The sequence below is a fragment of the Pelagibacterium sp. genome (genome assembly GCF_035555455.1).
Lineage (GTDB): Bacteria > Pseudomonadota > Alphaproteobacteria > Rhizobiales > Devosiaceae > Pelagibacterium.
The window spans coordinates 81,858-98,427 of sequence record NZ_DATMGM010000070.1; the positions used below are offsets into that span (position 1 = coordinate 81,858).

The 16,570-nt window shown below is 61.9% G+C and carries 16 protein-coding genes; 9 read left to right on the forward strand and 7 right to left on the reverse strand.

What is annotated here, in order from left to right; all coding sequences use genetic code 11:
• Positions 1 to 135 precede the first annotated feature (135 nt).
• From VNS12_RS15130 to VNS12_RS15140, 3 genes are read left to right on the forward strand one after another with little or no spacing between them, the layout of a single operon-like run.
• Positions 136 to 867 (forward strand): PIG-L deacetylase family protein, encoded by a 732-nt coding sequence (locus VNS12_RS15130; protein ID WP_325488685.1) that lies wholly within the window; start codon positions 136 to 138, stop codon positions 865 to 867.
• Positions 867 to 1,538, forward strand: a complete 672-nt coding sequence (locus VNS12_RS15135) for a 4-carboxy-4-hydroxy-2-oxoadipate aldolase/oxaloacetate decarboxylase (protein ID WP_325488686.1) — start codon at positions 867 to 869, stop codon at positions 1,536 to 1,538. Before VNS12_RS15130 ends, VNS12_RS15135 begins: the two co-directional genes overlap by 1 nt.
• Positions 1,531 to 2,592: a 4-oxalomesaconate tautomerase gene (locus VNS12_RS15140; RefSeq protein ID WP_325488687.1), complete on the forward strand. Its 1,062-nt coding sequence runs from the start codon at positions 1,531 to 1,533 to the stop codon at positions 2,590 to 2,592. The genes VNS12_RS15135 and VNS12_RS15140 overlap by 8 nt, the downstream gene beginning before the upstream one ends.
• On the opposite strand, the gene VNS12_RS15145 is transcribed toward VNS12_RS15140, so the two are convergent.
• Together VNS12_RS15145 and VNS12_RS15150 are read right to left on the reverse strand one after the other, a co-directional pair.
• Positions 2,589 to 3,779: a LysR family transcriptional regulator gene (locus VNS12_RS15145; RefSeq protein ID WP_325488688.1), complete on the reverse strand. Its 1,191-nt coding sequence runs from the start codon at positions 3,777 to 3,779 to the stop codon at positions 2,589 to 2,591. The two genes, VNS12_RS15140 and VNS12_RS15145, sit on opposite strands and share 4 nt — an antisense overlap.
• Positions 3,780 to 3,840: 61 nt before the next feature.
• On the reverse strand, positions 3,841 to 4,758 hold the full coding sequence (locus VNS12_RS15150) for an NAD(P)-dependent oxidoreductase (RefSeq protein ID WP_325488689.1): 918 nt from the start codon (positions 4,756 to 4,758) through the stop codon (positions 3,841 to 3,843).
• Positions 4,759 to 5,210: 452 nt separating this feature from the next.
• On the opposite strand from VNS12_RS15150, the gene VNS12_RS15155 reads away from it, so the two are divergent.
• Complete coding sequence (locus VNS12_RS15155) at positions 5,211 to 6,020, forward strand: FadR/GntR family transcriptional regulator (protein ID WP_325488690.1); 810 nt, start codon at positions 5,211 to 5,213, stop codon at positions 6,018 to 6,020.
• A gap of 77 nt (positions 6,021 to 6,097) precedes the next feature.
• Here the strand turns inward: VNS12_RS15155 and VNS12_RS15160 are convergent, their stop codons facing one another.
• The 3 genes from VNS12_RS15160 to VNS12_RS15170 all read right to left on the reverse strand — a co-directional run bounded on the left by VNS12_RS15160 (position 6,098) and on the right by VNS12_RS15170 (position 9,075).
• Positions 6,098 to 7,375 (reverse strand): TRAP transporter large permease, encoded by a 1,278-nt coding sequence (locus tag VNS12_RS15160; protein ID WP_325488691.1) that lies wholly within the window; start codon positions 7,373 to 7,375, stop codon positions 6,098 to 6,100.
• Positions 7,376 to 7,387: 12 nt separating this feature from the next.
• Entirely contained in the window at positions 7,388 to 7,906 is a 519-nt protein-coding gene (locus VNS12_RS15165; RefSeq protein WP_325488692.1) for a TRAP transporter small permease, read from the reverse strand.
• A 176-nt stretch (positions 7,907 to 8,082) separates the two neighbouring features.
• Positions 8,083 to 9,075, reverse strand: coding sequence for a TRAP transporter substrate-binding protein (locus VNS12_RS15170; RefSeq protein WP_325488693.1), 993 nt, complete (start codon positions 9,073 to 9,075; stop codon positions 8,083 to 8,085).
• Positions 9,076 to 9,278: 203 nt separating this feature from the next.
• Here VNS12_RS15170 and VNS12_RS15175 point away from each other — a divergent pair, with 203 nt between their 5' ends.
• The 5 genes from VNS12_RS15175 to VNS12_RS15195 all read left to right on the forward strand — a co-directional run bounded on the left by VNS12_RS15175 (position 9,279) and on the right by VNS12_RS15195 (position 14,287).
• On the forward strand, positions 9,279 to 9,572 hold the full coding sequence (locus VNS12_RS15175; protein ID WP_325488694.1) for a putative quinol monooxygenase: 294 nt from the start codon (positions 9,279 to 9,281) through the stop codon (positions 9,570 to 9,572).
• A 155-nt stretch (positions 9,573 to 9,727) separates the two neighbouring features.
• The gene (locus VNS12_RS15180; protein WP_325488695.1) at positions 9,728 to 10,606 is read left to right on the forward strand and encodes an HpcH/HpaI aldolase family protein; all 879 of its coding nucleotides are present in this window, start codon (positions 9,728 to 9,730) and stop codon (positions 10,604 to 10,606) included.
• Between the two features lie 130 nt (positions 10,607 to 10,736).
• Positions 10,737 to 11,618: a 2-hydroxy-3-oxopropionate reductase gene (locus VNS12_RS15185; protein WP_325488738.1), complete on the forward strand. Its 882-nt coding sequence runs from the start codon at positions 10,737 to 10,739 to the stop codon at positions 11,616 to 11,618.
• A 76-nt stretch (positions 11,619 to 11,694) separates the two neighbouring features.
• The gene (locus VNS12_RS15190; RefSeq protein ID WP_325488696.1) at positions 11,695 to 12,960 is read left to right on the forward strand and encodes a glycerate kinase type-2 family protein; all 1,266 of its coding nucleotides are present in this window, start codon (positions 11,695 to 11,697) and stop codon (positions 12,958 to 12,960) included.
• Between the two features lie 55 nt (positions 12,961 to 13,015).
• On the forward strand, positions 13,016 to 14,287 hold the full coding sequence (locus VNS12_RS15195; protein WP_325488697.1) for a glycerate kinase type-2 family protein: 1,272 nt from the start codon (positions 13,016 to 13,018) through the stop codon (positions 14,285 to 14,287).
• Here the strand turns inward: VNS12_RS15195 and VNS12_RS15200 are convergent.
• Positions 14,277 to 15,446, reverse strand: a complete 1,170-nt coding sequence (locus VNS12_RS15200) for a metal ABC transporter permease (RefSeq protein ID WP_325488698.1) — start codon at positions 15,444 to 15,446, stop codon at positions 14,277 to 14,279. The two genes, VNS12_RS15195 and VNS12_RS15200, sit on opposite strands and share 11 nt — an antisense overlap.
• Positions 15,443 to 16,570, reverse strand: coding sequence for a metal ABC transporter permease (locus VNS12_RS15205; protein ID WP_325488699.1), 1,128 nt, complete (start codon positions 16,568 to 16,570; stop codon positions 15,443 to 15,445). Before VNS12_RS15205 ends, VNS12_RS15200 begins: the two co-directional genes overlap by 4 nt.

The following is a 16,570-nucleotide window of genomic DNA, read 5'->3' on the forward strand; positions in this document are numbered from 1 at the left end:
AAAAGAACATGCGCGGTGACCCTGTTCTCCAGGCAATAGCTTGTCCTTATGGGCGGTCCGGCATTTCCGATTAGGGTGCATCACGCGGATATGCCAGCTTGTCCGGTAAAGTTTTCTCAACAAGGACACCCAGCCATGGCAAACAAGACTGCACTGATCGTTTCCGCGCACTCGGCGGATTTTGTCTGGCGGTGCGGCGGTGCGATCGCGCTGCACGCCGCCAAGGGCTATGACGTGACGGTGGTTTGCCTGTCCTATGGCGAGCGCGGCGAAAGCGCCAAGCTGTGGAAGCAGGAAGGCATGACCATGGAGCGGGTCAAGTCCGAGCGTCGCCGGGAGGCGGAAAACGCCGCCCGGGCGCTCGACGTCCATGATATCGATTTCTTCGATCTGGGCGACTATCCGCTGGATATGACGCGCGAGGCCAAGGACCGGCTGGTCGATGTCATTCGCAAGGTGCAGCCATCGTTCATGATGAGCCATTCCAAGTATGACCCGTATAACACCGACCATATGTATGTGTCCGAGTGGACGCTGGAATGCCGTGCCATGGCGCAGGCCTGGGGACATAATCCGGGTGAAAAGGTCCTCGGCTCGCCGCAGGTCTATCTGTTCGAACCGCACCAGCCCGAACAGATGAACTGGAAGCCCGACGTGTTCCTCGATATTTCCGACGTGTGGGACAAGAAGTGGGCCGCCATCCAGTGCATGGAAGGCCAGGAGCACCTGTGGAACTACTACAGGAACGTCGCGGAAAACCGCGCCAATCACTTCCGCCGCAATTCAGGCGGTTCGGCAGGTGGTCGCGCCGCCAAATACGCCGAAGGCTTCCAGTCGATTTTCCCGCGCACGGTGGATGAGCTCTGATGGGTATCGTCGTCCAGAATATCGAACGCGCCAGCGCCGAAATCATTGCCGGTCTGGCAGAATGCGGCGTGGCCACGGTGCATGAAGCGCAGGGGCGCAAGGGTCTTCTCGCTGCCTATATGCGGCCCATCTACAGCGGCACCCGTCTTGCCGCTTCGGCGCTGACCATCTCAGCGCCGCCTTGCGACAACTGGATGCTGCATGTGGCCATCGAACAGATCAAGGACGGCGACATTCTGGTGCTGGCCCCGACATCGCCCTCCGATGCCGGTTATTTCGGCGACCTGCTGGCCACCTCGGCCCTCGCGCGCGGATGCCGGGGGCTGATCATCGATGCCGGGGTGCGCGATATCGCCGACCTCGCGGAAATGGACTTTCCGGTTTGGTCAAAGGCGGTGTCCGCGCAGGGGACCGTCAAGGAAACGCTGGGCTCGGTGAACGTTCCGATCGTTTGCGCCGGGGCGCAGATCAACCCCGGCGATATCATCGTTGCCGACGATGATGGCGTGTGCGTCGTTCGGCGCGAAGAGGCCGAAGAGGTGCTGGCCGCCTCGCGCAAACGTGTCGCCAATGAAGAAGAAAAACGCCAGCGTCTGGCGGCGGGCGAACTTGGGCTCGATATTTACGATATGCGCGCCCGGCTGGCTGAAAAAGGCCTGCGCTATGTCTGATGGCCTGTCGGGAACGCGGGTGATGTGGATGCGGGGCGGCACCTCCAAGGGTGGCTATTTCCTCGCCTCGGATCTGCCCGCCGACCCGGCGGCGCGCGATGAAATTCTGCTGCGGATCATGGGCTCGCCCGATCCGCGGCAGATCGATGGGCTGGGCGGGGCCAATCCGCTGACCTCCAAGGTGGCGGTGGTCCGGCCTTCATCGCGTGAAGGGATCGACGTCGATTATCTGTTCCTGCAGGTGTTCGTCGATAAACCCATCGTCACCGATGGCCAGAATTGCGGTAATATTCTTGCCGGCGTCGGCCCGTTTGCCATCGAGCGCGGGTTGGTCGCGGCAGAGGATGGCACGACCGATGTGCGCATCTTCATGGAAAATACCGGCCAGATCGCCACGGCCACGGTGTCCACGCCGGGCAGGGTCGTCACCTATGCGGGCGATGCGCGCATTGATGGCGTTCCCGGCACCGCTTCACCCATCCCGATCCTCTTTGAAGATACCGCCGGGTCGAGCTGCGGGGCGCTGCTGCCCACCGGCAATGAAGTTGATACGATTGCGGGCACCGAGGTGACGCTGATTGACAACGGCATGCCCTGCGTCATCCTCGATGCAGCTGATTTCGGCCTCTCCGGCACGGAAACACCGGCCGAACTCGATGCCAACACAGAGCTCAAGGCGCGGTTGGAGGAAATTCGTCTGCTGGCCGGGCCGATGATGAATCTGGGCGACGTGGCGGCGAAATCGGTTCCCAAGATGACGCTGGTCAGCCCGGCCCGCTCCGGTGGCGCCATTTCCACCCGCAGCTTCATCCCGCATCGCTGTCACGATGCCATCGGCGTTCTGGCTGCGGTCAGCGTCGCCAGCGCGAGCCTGTTGGGCGAAGGGCCTGCCGCACGGTATGGGGCGGTTCCGGACGGGCAGGAAAAATCCATGTCGGTCGAACATCCCACGGGTGAATTCACCGTTATCGCCAGGCTCGATGACGCCAACACATTGCTCTCGGCAGGCGTGTTGCGGACGGCGCGCAAACTGGCCGACGGGCAGGCGTTTTAGGCCCGCTCGTCAGCCGCGAACTCGGCGCGGATCAGCCCGAGAAAATCATCCTGAACGCGGGTGGGCTTCCAGTTCGCCCGCGTTGTGATGCCGATCGGGCGGCGGCTCTCTGCAAGAGTAAAGGGCAGGACGGTCATCGAGCCGCTCCGGATTTCGCTTTCCACCTGCCGTTGCGAAATGCAGCCCAGATAGGGGCCGGCATGCAGTAGTTCCCGCATCAGGATCATCGAGCTGGTTTCGACCAGCGAGATCGGCTGGCCAGCGCCAAGCGATGCAAAAAACGCGTCGAACTGCCCGCGGACCGGCGTTCCGGGGATGCCCACGACCCAGGGGTAATCGGCGAGCGCGATTTTCGGCGGGGCGGATTGGCCAGCGAGAGGATGGCCCGGGCCGGCCACCACGATCAACTCGTCATTGAACAGGTGCTGCTGGACGATATCGTCGGCGGGCAGGGGGTCGCGTAGCGCGCCGAACAGAAAATCGATTTCGCCCCGCCGCAGCCCGGTCAGCAGCGAGGCGTATGTCCCTTCCAGCACCCGGACCGACACGCTGGGGTGGTTTTGGTGAAATCGGGCGATAGCGGCGGGCAGAATATACGATCTGGACAGCGGCATGCCGCCGATGGTCAGGCGTTGGCCCGATTGCCCCATGGCTTCAGCCAGTTCCATTTCCGCCTGGGTCAGTTCGGCGAAGGCCAGTTGCGCCGCCCCGGCCAGAATACGTCCGGCCCGGGTTGGGGCCGATCCATATTGTGTGCGTTTGAACAGCGCGCGCCCGATTTCCGCTTCCAGCTGGGTGATGGCGCGGTGAATGGTCGGCTGGGCAACGCCCAATTGGCGTGCGGCAATGGAAAAGTTTTCCGCGTTGGCGACAGCGACCAGCGCGCGCAGCTTGGCGGTGGTCGCAGTCAGTTGCAGGCGCGGGGCAAGCGTTGCCATCGCGCTGTCGAGGAAGTCGATCGCCCGGCGAACGCGCCCGGCAACCAGATGACCCAGTTCATTGGCAAACACCCCATTGCCGCGCCGGTCAAACAGGGCAGTGCCGAATTGGGTTTCGAGATTTTTGAGCGCCTGCGTCACGGCGGGCTGCGACACGTTGCAGGTCTGCGATGCTTTGGTGACCGAGCCGGTCTCCACAACGGCCAGCAACAATCGCAAGTGCCGCAGGTTAAGCTGGCTGACCAGCATTGCATCTCCGATCCGCATCCTGAATGGCAGGCCGCGTGTATTATGATCTGCGCAAATGCTTTCAGCGCGCCGTGTCTGCCTCATTGTGGGCAACGGTCCGATCTTTGCCAAGGGCTTCCAGCACTGTGCCGATATCGCTTGTGTTGATCGACAACTCGCCGAGCCGGCTCTGCCACCGGGCGCTGGCGGCAGCCATATCCCCAAACAGCCCCAGCTCGGCCACCATGGCGGCGGATTCCACCATTTCGGCGGCGCGACGCCCGCCATGTACGGTCATGCGATCCATCGCGTAGTCCCGGCGCTGGCGCCAGGCGATATCGGGGTCGCTGGCTTCGAGCGAGGCAATGATCTCGTCTTCGATCCCCGCTGTTCTGGCCGTGAGGAAACATTCGGCCATCAACGCTTCGAGCCCCTTGATCATGATCGAGCGGGTCAGTTTGATGGTCGAGGCCTGGCCGATCTTGTCACCCACCACGCGCGGCTCCATGCCCATCGCCTGCAACAGCTTCGCCGCCCGTTCTGCACCAGGGCCCGAGAGCAGCACGGGGGTCTTTTCCTTGCGCGGGTGGACCGGTGCCATGATCGCCATGTCGATATAGTCGACGCCCGCTTCCTGCAGCGCTTCGGCGGCCTGGCGCTTGGTGTGGGGCGCGCAGGAATTGCCGTCGATATAGAGCGCGCCGGGCTTGAGAACCCGTGCCGTATCGCGGGCAGCGTCCACCGCGCGGTCGGCGTAAACGAGGCTGACGGCGACATCGGCATCGCTGAAGGCTTCGGCTGTGCTTTGGCGCAACACCACGTCACAGCTGCGTGCCCGTGCTTCGAGGGCATCGCGTTCCGCTGCGTCCGCGATCTTTTCGTCATAGGCGGACATGCTGGCGACGATGTCCCGTTGCCATCCCGAAGCAAAGGCGCTGGCGGCCTCGCCAAAGCCGCAAAGGGCCAGGTGGATCGGGGTGGTTGCCAGCGCATCGGTCATGGTTGCAATCCTTACTGATACTTTAGCCGCATCATGGCAGCCATCGGCGAGGCCACCAAGTCGCTATAGCGAAAACTTATCAATGTCGTGCGGTTCCTTCTGGCCCTTGTTTTCTCTGGAGACGTCCGCTGCAATTGGCAACGCCTGCCAGTCCTTGCGAGCCGCTCCCCACCGGTTTTCCTATAATACTATTATTTCCGTATCGGTTGACCGCGCCGGTTTTCGATGGGCACACTGCGTGTCCGGCATCCAAAAAAATCGAGGTTCCGCCAGTTTTTCCTTGGTTCGGAGGGGGGCAGGAGGTGGCCGCCGCCGCAACGCTGTGTCGCTGCTTATAGCTAGAGACACGTGTAGGCCGGATCATGCAGGAGCGTTCAAGCGTCTCGTGCATGGCGTCGACAGCGAGGCCGCAAGCCTCGCCAGATACCGCATCATGATTGTGGAGGAGATTGATGATGGTAATGCACAAGGATATCCATTCGGAGGATGTGGCCGTGCTGCCGCGATTGCTGCACGGCCCGATCAAATCCGCCCATGCGCTGATCACGCGCGATATCGCCATGCGAATTCTGCGGGGTGAATATCCGCCGGGGTCGCTGCTCCCGCCTGAGGCTGATCTGATCGAGCAATACACAGTTTCGCGCACCGCGTTGCGCGAGGCGATCAAGACGCTGGCCGCCAAGGGGCTTCTGGTTTCCAAGACCAAGATCGGCACCCGCGTGCTCAATGAAAGCTATTGGAACCTTTATGACCCGCAGGTGCTGAGCTGGCGGATCGAAGTGGGCGTCGACAACGGATTCCTGCGCAAGATTTTCGAGGTGCGTCAGGCGCTGGAGCCTGCCGCTGCTGCCCAGGCGGCCCTGCATCGTACCCCGCTCAACATCGAGCGCATGCAATATGCCCTCAATCTGATGGACAAGCCCCATCACACCCGCAAGACCTATGCCGAACCCGATCTGGTGTTCCATCAGGAGGTTCTGATTGCGTCGGGCAACCCGTTCATGCAGACCTTTTCGTCGATCATCGAGGCTTGCATTCTCAACGCCTTTGCGATCAGCGCCCCCATCGACAATGACGAGCGCTTCAAGCGCTCGATCAACCGCCACGCGCGCGTCCTGTCGGAAATCCGGGACGGCAATCCCCATGGGGCGTGCCTGGCCATGTCGGAAGTCATCCGTGAGAGCATTGAAAATGCCCAGTTCGGGCTGTCGGGCGAGCCGGTGGTCATTTCGCTGCCGCTCGATCTCGAAGCCCGCGGCTGACTGGCCTCAAAACACACGCAACAGCGCACTAAAAAAACGGGCCCCGGAGACGGGGCCCGTTTCTGCTGAACCTGCTCTTACCGGCTATAGACCAGGTCGCGCAGCAAGAGGGTGATCTCGGGAACATAGGTGATCACCATGAGGTTGAGGACCATGATGCCAAGGAACGGCAACAGCCGTGGCACCACCTTTTCGAAGGCCACATTGCCCACCGTACACGCGGCATAGACGTTGACCCCCAGCGGTGGTGTCACCATGCCGATGGCGAGGTTCACCACCATGATCAGGCCGAAATGGACCGGATCGATCCCCATCGAAATGGCCACGGGCACCAGAATGGGGCTCAGCACCAGGATCGAGGAATTGGTCTCGACGAACATGCCGATCAGCAGCAGAACGATATTGACCACGAGCAGGAACAGGATCGGATCGCTCAGGGTGTCGCGAAGATATCCACCGATGGCGTTGGGTACGCCGGCGCGGGTGATCAGGTAGGAAAACAGCCCCGCTGACGCGATGATGATCATGATCATCACCGTCGACATCACCGATTTGTAGAGGATCGGGTAGATGTCTTTGACCTTGATCTCGCGATAGATGAACATGCCGATCAGCAGCGCGGCAAACACAGCCACGATCGACGCCTCGGTCGGCGTGGTCATGCCGGTATAGATGCCGCCCAGAATGATAACGGGCAGGCACAGAGCCGGCAGCGCCTTGACGAAGGCAGAATTCACCGACAGGCGATCTTCCTTGGCCACTTTGCCGAAGCCCCTCATGCGAGCGTGAATCAAAACCGCACCGATCATCATGATGCCAACAAAAATGCCCGGGCCGATACCGCCGATGAACAACTCACCGATCGAAGTCTCAGTCGACACCCCATAGAGGATGAGCGGGATCGAGGGCGGGATGATGATGCCCAGTTCGGCCGAACTGGCCTGCAGGGCGGCGGCGTAGGGACGGGGATAGCCGTCGCGGACGAGGGCAGGGATGAGAATCGCGCCGATGGCAAAGGTGGTGGCGATCGACGAGCCGGAAATGGCCGCGAACATCATGCAGGTAAGCACACAGGTGGCAGCGAGACCCCCTTGCACGCCACCAATCAGCGATTTGGCGAAGTTGACCAGCCGCACGGAGATTCCGCCGCGCTCCATGATCGTTCCGGCGAGAATGAAGAACGGGATCGCCGCCAGCGGGAATTTGTCGATTGCCGAATAGATCTCCTTGGGCAGGATCAGCATGTTGGTGTTGGTGATGAGCAGGCCGACGGCGCTGGCCAGACCGATCGAAACTGCGATGGGAATGGACAGGATGAAGCCAAGCAGCATCAGCCCGAGCATGACGATTGCCATAATGAAAATACCTTATTGTACGAGCGTCAGCTCTTCGGTTTCGTCGCCGGCTGGCTGGTGTTCGATGAACCGGGCGATCACTGCGATGGCAGAGCACAGGCACCCCACCGGGATCGAGATGTAGGCCCAGTAAACCGAAATGAAGTTCAACCCGAGCAGGGTCTGGGTGGCGCTGCGATTGGCGTAAACGTAGCCCCAATAGCCAAGCAGCCCGAGAAACCCGAGGGTCACCAGCACGATGAAGGCGTCATGCAGGCGCTTCCAACGCTGGGGCACCATGTGCCTGACCATGTCGACGGCGATCATCGCGCCGGCGCGGAAGACGAGGGCAGCGCCGACGAAGACCATCCAGGCAAGAGCGATGCGGACCGTAACCTCGGTCCATTCCAAAGGCAGCTTGAGCGCGAAGCGCGAGAGGACCTGAAACAGGCCAAGGCAGGCGGCAAAGGCAAGCGCGAATACCGCTACGACGGAAATGATCTTGTTGAGGGCCCTGTCGAGTAACAGGAACGCCTTGATGACCGCTTGCATAGGTCAATGTTCCTTGAACAATTGTGCGTCCCGACCCTCGGCGGACGTCGGGTCGCGGGTTGGAAAACGCGATAAAAACCCGGGGCAAGGGTAGCGTTCAGCAGGTGAGAAAAACGCTCCGGTGCCGGAAAAAACAGGCGCCCGAAGGCGCCTGTCCGATTTGATGCAGCCAAAGGTCAATTCGGCTGCCAGTCGCGGATCGCCTGCACTTCATCGGCCCCGAACTGCTGTTCAAACTGCGCGTTGACATTGGCAAGGGCAGCGACGAACAGGTCGCGGTCGAGATCTTCGATGATTTCCATGCCGTCAGCGCGCATCGAGGCGATAGCGGTCGCTTCATCCTCGTCAACGCGGGCCCGGTTGGCAGCTGCGCCAGCCTGTGCCGCGGTCACGAAGTGTGCCTGATCTTCAGGATCGAGCTTGTTCCATTCGTCGAGGTTCATCAGGAAGATGCACGGCGAGAACACGTGTCCGGTCATCGACAGATATTTCTGCACTTCGTCGAAATTGTTGGATTCGATCACCGACAGCGGGTTTTCCTGGCCATCAACCACGCCCTGCTGCAAGGCGGCGAACACTTCAGGGAAGGCCATCGGCGTGGGCAGGATGCCGAATTCGCGATAGGCGGCGATGTGGACCGGGCTTTCCATGGTCCGCATCTTGAGGCCATTGAGGTCCTCAGGCGCGTTGATCGGCCTGATGTCGTTGGTCATGTGCCGGAAGCCGTTATCGGCCCAGGCCAGCCCCTTGATGCCGTGCGCTTCAAAGCGGCTGAGCAATTCGTCGCCGATCTCGCTGTCGAGCACCCCGCGCGCGTGCTCATAATCGCGGAACAGGAACGGGATATCGAGGATCGACAGTTCCGGCACGAAATTGGGGACCGGACCTGTCGAGGTGAAGGTCAACTCCAGCGTGCCCAGCTGAACGCCTTCGATCGACTCGCGTTCGCCGCCCAGCGAGCCGGCATAAAAGGTTTCCATGACATAGCGGCCTTCGGTCAGGCGCTCGATCTCTTCTGCGAAGGTATCGATGGCGATGCCGTGGTGACCGTTCTGGGGCATCGATACGTTGATGCGCATGACCGTCTGGGCCTGCGCCGATCCGGCCATCAGCGCCATCGCGGCGACGCTGGCCAGAGCGGCCCCACGGATCAATCCAAAATGTTTCATCTGTTTCACTCCTCCAAAAAACCAAACCGTCGCCTCGGACCGTCGTGCCGGTGGCGGGTCTGTAAGCAAGTCTTGAAGAAAGAGAAGTAAAGGTCAATAGAAAATCGATTAGTAGTATTATACCATGATAATATAAAGCAAATATACTTTGACAATTATTGGAGGTGGTGGCAATCGATTAGTTCAACGCAAGGAGCGCTTAGATGATTTTGATGACCGCACGCTATTTCATACGGGACGGGCACCGGGACCAGGTTCTGGCCGATCTTGAGGAGATGCGCCGCGAGGTCGAGGCCTTTGAGCCCGGTTGCATTTCCTATCAGGTCTGGGAATCGACCGAGCACCCCAATCAGTTTCTGCTCTGCGAGGTCTATGTCGACGAGCCGGCGGTGGATGCGCATCGGCGCACGCCGCATTTCGAGCGGATCATTGCCGGCCGGGTCGTTCCACAGCTGGAAAAGCGTGAACGTGAGTTTTTCAAGAATCTTATTGAGTAAGTGCAGAGTGCGATGTCTGGTCGATAATAGTATTATATAAATCTGACATTTATACTACTATATATAGTTCAAATCTATTTGACTCTGCTGGTTTAGTTTCTGATCCTTGTTGTCGTCATTAATGTTTCCTGTTTCGGGAATGAAGGGAGAGAGAAGTGAATATTTTAGCAAAATCGGCTCTGGCAGGCCTCATGGCTGTCACCATGGCTGGTGCCGCAACAGCTCAGTCGGATTTCGTGGCTGCAGACTGGGTTTATGGGCCTGCAAACGATCTCGACGGTGAAGTCGAAATCTGGAACACCGCGAAGCAAAAGATCCTGAGCGGTGAACATCTCATTGGCGGTACCGTGCGTTCACCCGATGCGCGAATTTATTGTTCCATGGCCAATTCGGGCGCGTGGGATTTTATCTGGGTTGAGATGCAGCATGACCAGAACAGCTGGGCTGATCTTGCCCAGATGTATCGCGAGTGTCCTGATGCGGCTGCGGTGCCTGGCGTACGTATTGCCGAAACGACCGAGCGCGAAATTCAGCACGCGCTGGATGCCGGTGCGATGGTTCTCGTCGTGCCGACTATCGACTCTGCTGAAGAAGCCCGCGAAGCCGTGAAGTGGACGATGTTCCCACCGTTTGGCCGTCACAGTGCCGGTGGTGGTCAGTTCGGTAACTTCTATGCCGACGTTCCGGGCGGCTATCGTGCCACCTTCAACGACAATATCGTTCTCATCCTGATGATCGAGACACTTGAAGGCGTCGAAGAAGTCGAAGAAATCGCCAAAGTCGAAGGCATCGATGCGCTGTTCATTGCTTCGGGAGACCTTGGGAACTTCTCTGGCTACAAGCAGGGTGATCCTGAATACGAGGCCTTGGTCGACCGCATATTTGCCGCAGCTGAGGCCAATGGGCTTGCCGTTTGTGGTCCTCTTGGGTGGCGGAATACGCGTGAAGGCTACTCCTGCTTCCAGGGTCCGGCTGATCTCAGCCTGGTAGCTTCCGCCTCGCGGGCCGCTCGCGAGGATTCCGAGCCCAAATAAGATAAATCTTCGGTGCCGCGGTGAGTATTCGCGGCATCGCCTCACCAACGATCCGCCTGGCTTATGCGAGGCGGATCGGCATCCCAGCAGTCTGATATATACCGCGCGACCAGGTCGCCAACAGGAGTGAATCATGAACATTGGATTCATTGGAACGGGAATTATGGGAACACCCATGGCGGGCCATCTGCTCGACGCGGGCCATACCGTGTTCGTTTATGATCGTGTGAAGGTTCCTCAGGAGTTGGCCGACAAGGGCGCGCGCGCAAGCGAGTCCTCCCGCGCCGTCGCCGAACAAGCCGATGTCATCATCATCATGGTTCCTGACACTCCCCATGTTCAGGCCGTGTTGTTCGGCGACGGCGGTCTTTATGAAGGCCTGTCTGCGGGCAAGATCGTCGTCGACATGAGTTCGATTTCCCCCATCGCCACCAAGGAATTCGCTGCGAAGGTGGCCGAAAAAGGCTGTGGCTATCTCGATGCTCCGGTCTCGGGCGGCGAGGTTGGGGCGCGTCAGGCTTCGCTGTCGATCATGGTCGGCGGGGCGCAGTCCGATTTCGATATCGTGCTGCCGCTGTTTGAAGCCATGGGCAAGAATATCACCCGGGTCGGCGAGGTCGGCGATGGCCAGACCGCCAAGATCGCCAATCAGATCGTCGTGGGCCTGACCATCGAGGCCGTTGCCGAAGCTCTGCTGTTTGCCTCCAAGGCCGGGGCTGATCCAGCCAAGGTGCGCGAGGCACTGATGGGTGGCTTTGCCTCCTCGCGCATTCTCGAAGTGCATGGCGAGAGGATGGTCAAGCGCACCTTCGAGCCCGGCTTCCGGATCGAACTGCATCAAAAGGACCTCAACAACGCGCTCGATTCCGCCCGCAAGCTCGATGTGTCGCTGCCCGCGACGGCCCTGTGCCAGCAGCTGTTCAGCTCCTGCGCTGCCCATGGCGGCAAGGGGTGGGATCACTCGGCGCTGATCCGGGCCCTTGAGTTGCAGGCCGGTCACGAAATCGCCTGATCATGTAGCGGCGCGTCCGGTGCGTTCGGCAACAGGCCGGCGCGAACGGGTGCTTCGAGAGTAAGGAGGCCGGGCGATGCTTGCCGCAGACGAGATCGGCAATCTGGATGCTGAGCAAGTGCTCAAAAGGCTGTTCGGCGCCGGGCTGGAAGCAGCCCTTCCGGATGGGAAATTCGACCATTTGCTGCCCGAAAAACCTAAAGGACGCACCATCGTATTGGGCGCCGGCAAGGCCTCGGCCCGCATGGCCCGCGCCTTTGAGGACGCGTGGCAGGCGCCCTGCGAGGGACTGGTGATCACCCGCTACGGGCATTCGGTTCCCACCCGCCATGTGCGGATCGTCGAGGCGTCCCATCCGGTGCCCGACGAGACCGGGCTTTCCGCCACCCGCGAAATCGTCGAGCTGGCCCGCGGCGCGGGTCCCGATGATCTGGTGATCGTGCTTATTTCGGGCGGGGCGTCATCGCTTTTGACCATGCCTGCCGAGGGTGTTTCGCTCGCCGATAAGCAGGACATCACGCGCCAGCTTTTGCGCTCTGGAGCGCCGATCGGGGCGATGAACACCGTGCGCAAGGCCTTTTCGGCGGTGAAGGGCGGCAAGCTCGCCATCGTCGCCGCTCCGGCAAAGGTCGTCACCTACATCATTTCCGACGTTCCCGGCGACGATCCGGCCATTGTGGGCTCGGGGCCTTCGATTATCGCGCGCAACGATCCCCATGAGGTGCGGGCCATCCTGGCCCGGTTCCGCATCAAGGTTCCCGCCCATGTGGACCGGGCCCTCGATGCCCATACGGGCGGCCCTGATATCCGCCCGGAAAATATCGTCCACACCATCGCCACACCGCGCATGTCGCTCGACGCCGCCAGCCGGGAGGCCGAGAGGATGGGCATCACGCCGATCATTCTGGGCGATGCCATCGAGGGCGAAGCGCGCGAGGTGGCGGTAGCCATGGCGGGCATGGTGCGCTCGATCATCCAGTACAAGACCCCGTTCGTGGCCCCTTGCGTGCTGCTCAGCGGAGGGGAAACCACGGTGACGCTGCGCCCGGAAGCCGCCGGGCGCGGAGGCCGCAACACCGAGTTCCTGCTCGCCCTCTTTCTCGCGCTGAAATCCCATCGCGAGGTGGCGGCCATCGCCTGCGATACCGATGGCATCGACGGCACCGAGAACAATGCGGGCGCGTGGTTCGATCTGGCCTCGGGCTGGACCGGCGAGGCGGACGCCGCCGCGTTTCTCGATCGCAATGACGCCTACAACTTCTTCAAACAAGCCGACCGGCTGGTCACCACCGGCCCCACCTATACCAATGTCAATGATTTCCGGGCGATTCTCGTGCGTTGATGGCAAAACAGGTCAAATCTGATACGGTCCTCCAAATCGGTTTGGTGGGGGCACGATGACCGACGATACTCCGCGGGATTTTCTCGCCGCCCTGTTTCGCCGCGCGGTCAGGGCAGCGGACCCGCGCGATACGATCGCAGCGCATCTTCCCGATCCTCCGCGTGGACGGACTGTGGTGATCGGTGCGGGCAAGGCGGCGAGCCGAATGGCGGCGGCGCTGGAATCCGTGTGGCCCGCCCCGCTCGACGGGGTGGTCATCGATCGCTATGGCCCGATTACTCCGACGAAAAAAATCAAGGTGCTTCAGGCCTCCCATCCGGTGCCGGATGTTGCAGGATTGGCCGGCGCAAAGGCGCTGCTGGCCGCCGTGGGCGGGCTGACGGCGGATGATCTGGTCATTGCGCTGATTTCGGGCGGCGGCTCGGCCCTGCTGCCGATGCCGGGCGGCTCCCTCACCCTCGCCAATGAGATTGCTGTCAATGAGGCCCTGCTGCGCTCCGGCGCGCCGATCGCGGCGATGAATGTGGTGCGCAAGCATGTGTCGGGCATCAAGGGCGGGCGGCTGGCCCAGGCGGCGGCTCCGGCCCGCGTCGTCTCGCTGCTCGTCTCGGATGTGGCGGGCGACAATCCGGCGCTGGTCGCGTCCGGTCCCACCGTGCCCAGCGCCACAACGCCCGCCGATGCCCTCGCCATTATCGATGATTACCGGATGAAACTGCCCGAAGCGGTCATCGCGCATTTGCGGTCCCCGGCAGCGATAGCGCCCATGCCGGACGATCCGGCCTTTGCGCAAAATCGGGCGGTGGTGGTGGCTTCGGCCCGTACCTCGCTCTACGCAGCGGCCGACTTCGCGCGGTCCCGTGGTGTCACGCCGGTGGTTCTGTCCGATGCCATCGAGGGCGGGTCGCAATCGGTGGGCAGCATGCACGCCGCCATCGCACGCGAGGTGGCGCGGTTCGATCAGCCTTTTTCAAAACCCGTGGTGCTGCTCTCGGGCGGAGAGACCACGGTTGCCCTTGGCGATGGACCCGTCGGCAGGGGCGGGCCGAACACGGAATTCCTGTTGTCGGTCGCCCGTGGCATTGCCGGGCTGTCCGGGGTTCACGCGCTGGCCGCCGATACCGATGGCATCGACGGGTCGGAAGACAATGCCGGAGCCTTTGCCGATGGCCAGAGTTTTGCGCGCATGCGCATGGCCGGCATCGATCCGCAAAAAGCGCTGCATACCCATGATGCGTGGACGGCGTTTGCCGCGATTGACGATCTGCTGGTGACCGGCCCCACCGGCACCAATGTCAATGATTTCCGCGCCATTCTTATCCGTTAGAGTGCCCGACTGCGCGTTCCGGGCGCGCCCAGGGTTCAAGCACCTCGCGGGCGGCGGTGCGCCCCTTCGGGGTGAGCAGCAGCGCCTCGCCCGAGCGGGTCACCAGACCATCGGCGAGACTGCGGGCCAGCACCCGTTGCGCCTTGGCCTCGCTCCAATGCAGGTGATCGCGCAGGGCGGTGGCCACGTTCTCCTCGCGGGCGCTGTCGGTGCCTTCGTGGTTGAACAGGTGCACCGTCAGCGTTCTGGCCGCATTGTCGCTGTGGCGGGCCCGCCGCCGCAGCGCCTGGGCGAACAGGCCGTAGCGTGGCCCGCAGGCAAGCGCGACGACAAAGCACACGCCCGTCATCACCGCCATCATGCCGCTGATCGAGACGTTCAGCCACACCGCGATCCAATAGCCGCAGACCGCCGACAGCGTCGCGATCGCCGCGCCCAGCACCAGCATCAGCGATAACCGGTCGGTCAAAAGATACGCGGCGGAAGGGGGCACGATGACAAAGGCGATAAACAGGATCGCCCCGACCGCGTCGAACGCCGCCACCGCCGTTCCGCTCAACAGCGCCAGAAGGGCATAGGAGAGCACGGCGGGCACAAACCCCAGCGCGCTGGCCAGTGCGGCATCGAAGGTGGCGAGCTTGAGTTCCTTGAACAGCAGGGTGACGAAGGCGAGGTTGAGCACCGCCATCGCGCCCATCCAGATCACCGCCTGCGGCACAAGATAGCCCGCGATCGTATAGGTATCGAGCCAGACAAAGCCGATCTCGCCCAAAAGAACCGTGTGCTCATCGATATGCACGTCCCGGGCGAACAGGTTGATCAGCAACACGCCGATGGAAAACAGCGCCGGAAACACCAGCCCGATGGCGGCGTCGGCCTTCACCCGTTGTGTGGCGGCGATGGCTTCGGTCAGCGCCACGGTGAGCAACCCGGTCAGCGCCGCGCCGATCAGCTGCACCGGCCCGCTGGCCTGTCCGGTCAACATCCAGACGACCACAATGCCGAAGACGATCGAATGGCTGATGGCGTCCGAAAGCATGGACGCGCCCCGCAGCACCAGAAAGGTGCCCAGCAGCGATGCGGCGATGCCCACCAGCGCGCCGGTCAGCATGATCATGGCGTCGGGGCTGTCGAAAAAGGCGGCAATCCAGCCGGTCATCGGTTCGTGTCTCCGATCATGAGGTCGGTTTGCGCCTGCGCAATGCCTTGTGCGGTCAGCGCCCAGTGGGGTGTCGGCTCGGGATGGTGGCTTGTGCTGGTAACCAGCCCCAGCGTCTGGAGCCGTTTGAGCACGCCGGAGGTGCCGGTGCCGAAATAGGCGTCGAGCATTTTCTGCTCGGTGCGGTAGGCCGGGTCGTTATGCTCGGCGGCCAGGCGATAGAGGGCGGCCAGCACCCGGTGGCCGTGCAGTCTGCGCCGGTTTTCCGCGTCGCGGAAGGCGGCAAACACCAGCCCGCGTCCCGGCGCGAACAGCAGCGAGACAATGACGATGACCGAGACGGCAAGCACGATCAGCGGCCCGGTGGCCAGCCCGCGCGCCGTGGCGCTGAGCAGGGCGCCGGTAACGCCCGATACCATACCGAATATGGCCGAAAGACAGACCATGGTGCCCAGCCGGTCGGTCCATTGCCGCGCCGCGACCGCAGGTGCGATGATCATGGCGGCCATCAGGACCACGCCGACCATTTGCAGGCCCACCACAACCGCCAGCGCGATCATGGTGGTCAACAGCGTTTCAAGGGCCAGAACCGGCAGGCCGAGCGTGCGCGCGAAGGCGGCATCGAAGGTCACGAGCTTGAATTCCTTCCACACCAGCGTGACCAGCAACAGCGCAGCAAAAGCAATGCCGCCCATGATGTAGATGTCGCTGCGCAGGATGGCGGCGGCCTGTCCGAACAGGAAGGATTCAAGTCCCCCCTGCGCCGCGCTGCCCTGGTTCTGGATATGGGTCAGCAACACCACGCCGAGGGCAAAAAACGTCGAGAGGGCGATGCCGAGGCTGGCATCGGTCTTGAGGCGTGTCATGCGGGTCAGCGCCAGAACGACCAGCGCCGCCAGCGCGCCGGTTGCCAGCGCGCCGATCAGGATGGCGGGAAGGCTGCGCGTGCCGGCCACCAGAAACCCGATGCAGATGCCCGGCAGCGCCGCGTGGGACAGCGTGTCGCCCAACAGCGATTGCCGACGCAACACGGCAAAGCTGCCCAGAACGCCCGAAACGATCCCCAACAGGGCCGCTCCGATCATGACGTTCTGGATGGTGTAGTCGAGAAGCAGCGCGAGCAT

Coding starts and splice junctions, on each gene's coding strand:
- VNS12_RS15205 (WP_325488699.1), bottom strand. CDS start 16,570: ATGCTCGCGCTGCTTCTCGACTACACCATCCAGAACGTCATGATCGGA.
- VNS12_RS15200 (WP_325488698.1), bottom strand. CDS start 15,446: ATGACCGGCTGGATTGCCGCCTTTTTCGACAGCCCCGACGCCATGATC.
- VNS12_RS15130 (WP_325488685.1), top strand. CDS start 136: ATGGCAAACAAGACTGCACTGATCGTTTCCGCGCACTCGGCGGATTTT.
- VNS12_RS15145 (WP_325488688.1), bottom strand. CDS start 3,779: ATGCTGGTCAGCCAGCTTAACCTGCGGCACTTGCGATTGTTGCTGGCC.
- VNS12_RS15150 (WP_325488689.1), bottom strand. CDS start 4,758: ATGACCGATGCGCTGGCAACCACCCCGATCCACCTGGCCCTTTGCGGC.
- VNS12_RS15140 (WP_325488687.1), top strand. CDS start 1,531: ATGTCTGATGGCCTGTCGGGAACGCGGGTGATGTGGATGCGGGGCGGC.
- VNS12_RS15155 (WP_325488690.1), top strand. CDS start 5,211: ATGATGGTAATGCACAAGGATATCCATTCGGAGGATGTGGCCGTGCTG.
- VNS12_RS15190 (WP_325488696.1), top strand. CDS start 11,695: ATGCTTGCCGCAGACGAGATCGGCAATCTGGATGCTGAGCAAGTGCTC.
- VNS12_RS15195 (WP_325488697.1), top strand. CDS start 13,016: ATGACCGACGATACTCCGCGGGATTTTCTCGCCGCCCTGTTTCGCCGC.
- VNS12_RS15175 (WP_325488694.1), top strand. CDS start 9,279: ATGATTTTGATGACCGCACGCTATTTCATACGGGACGGGCACCGGGAC.
- VNS12_RS15170 (WP_325488693.1), bottom strand. CDS start 9,075: ATGAAACATTTTGGATTGATCCGTGGGGCCGCTCTGGCCAGCGTCGCC.
- VNS12_RS15160 (WP_325488691.1), bottom strand. CDS start 7,375: ATGGCAATCGTCATGCTCGGGCTGATGCTGCTTGGCTTCATCCTGTCC.
- VNS12_RS15165 (WP_325488692.1), bottom strand. CDS start 7,906: ATGCAAGCGGTCATCAAGGCGTTCCTGTTACTCGACAGGGCCCTCAAC.
- VNS12_RS15135 (WP_325488686.1), top strand. CDS start 867: ATGGGTATCGTCGTCCAGAATATCGAACGCGCCAGCGCCGAAATCATT.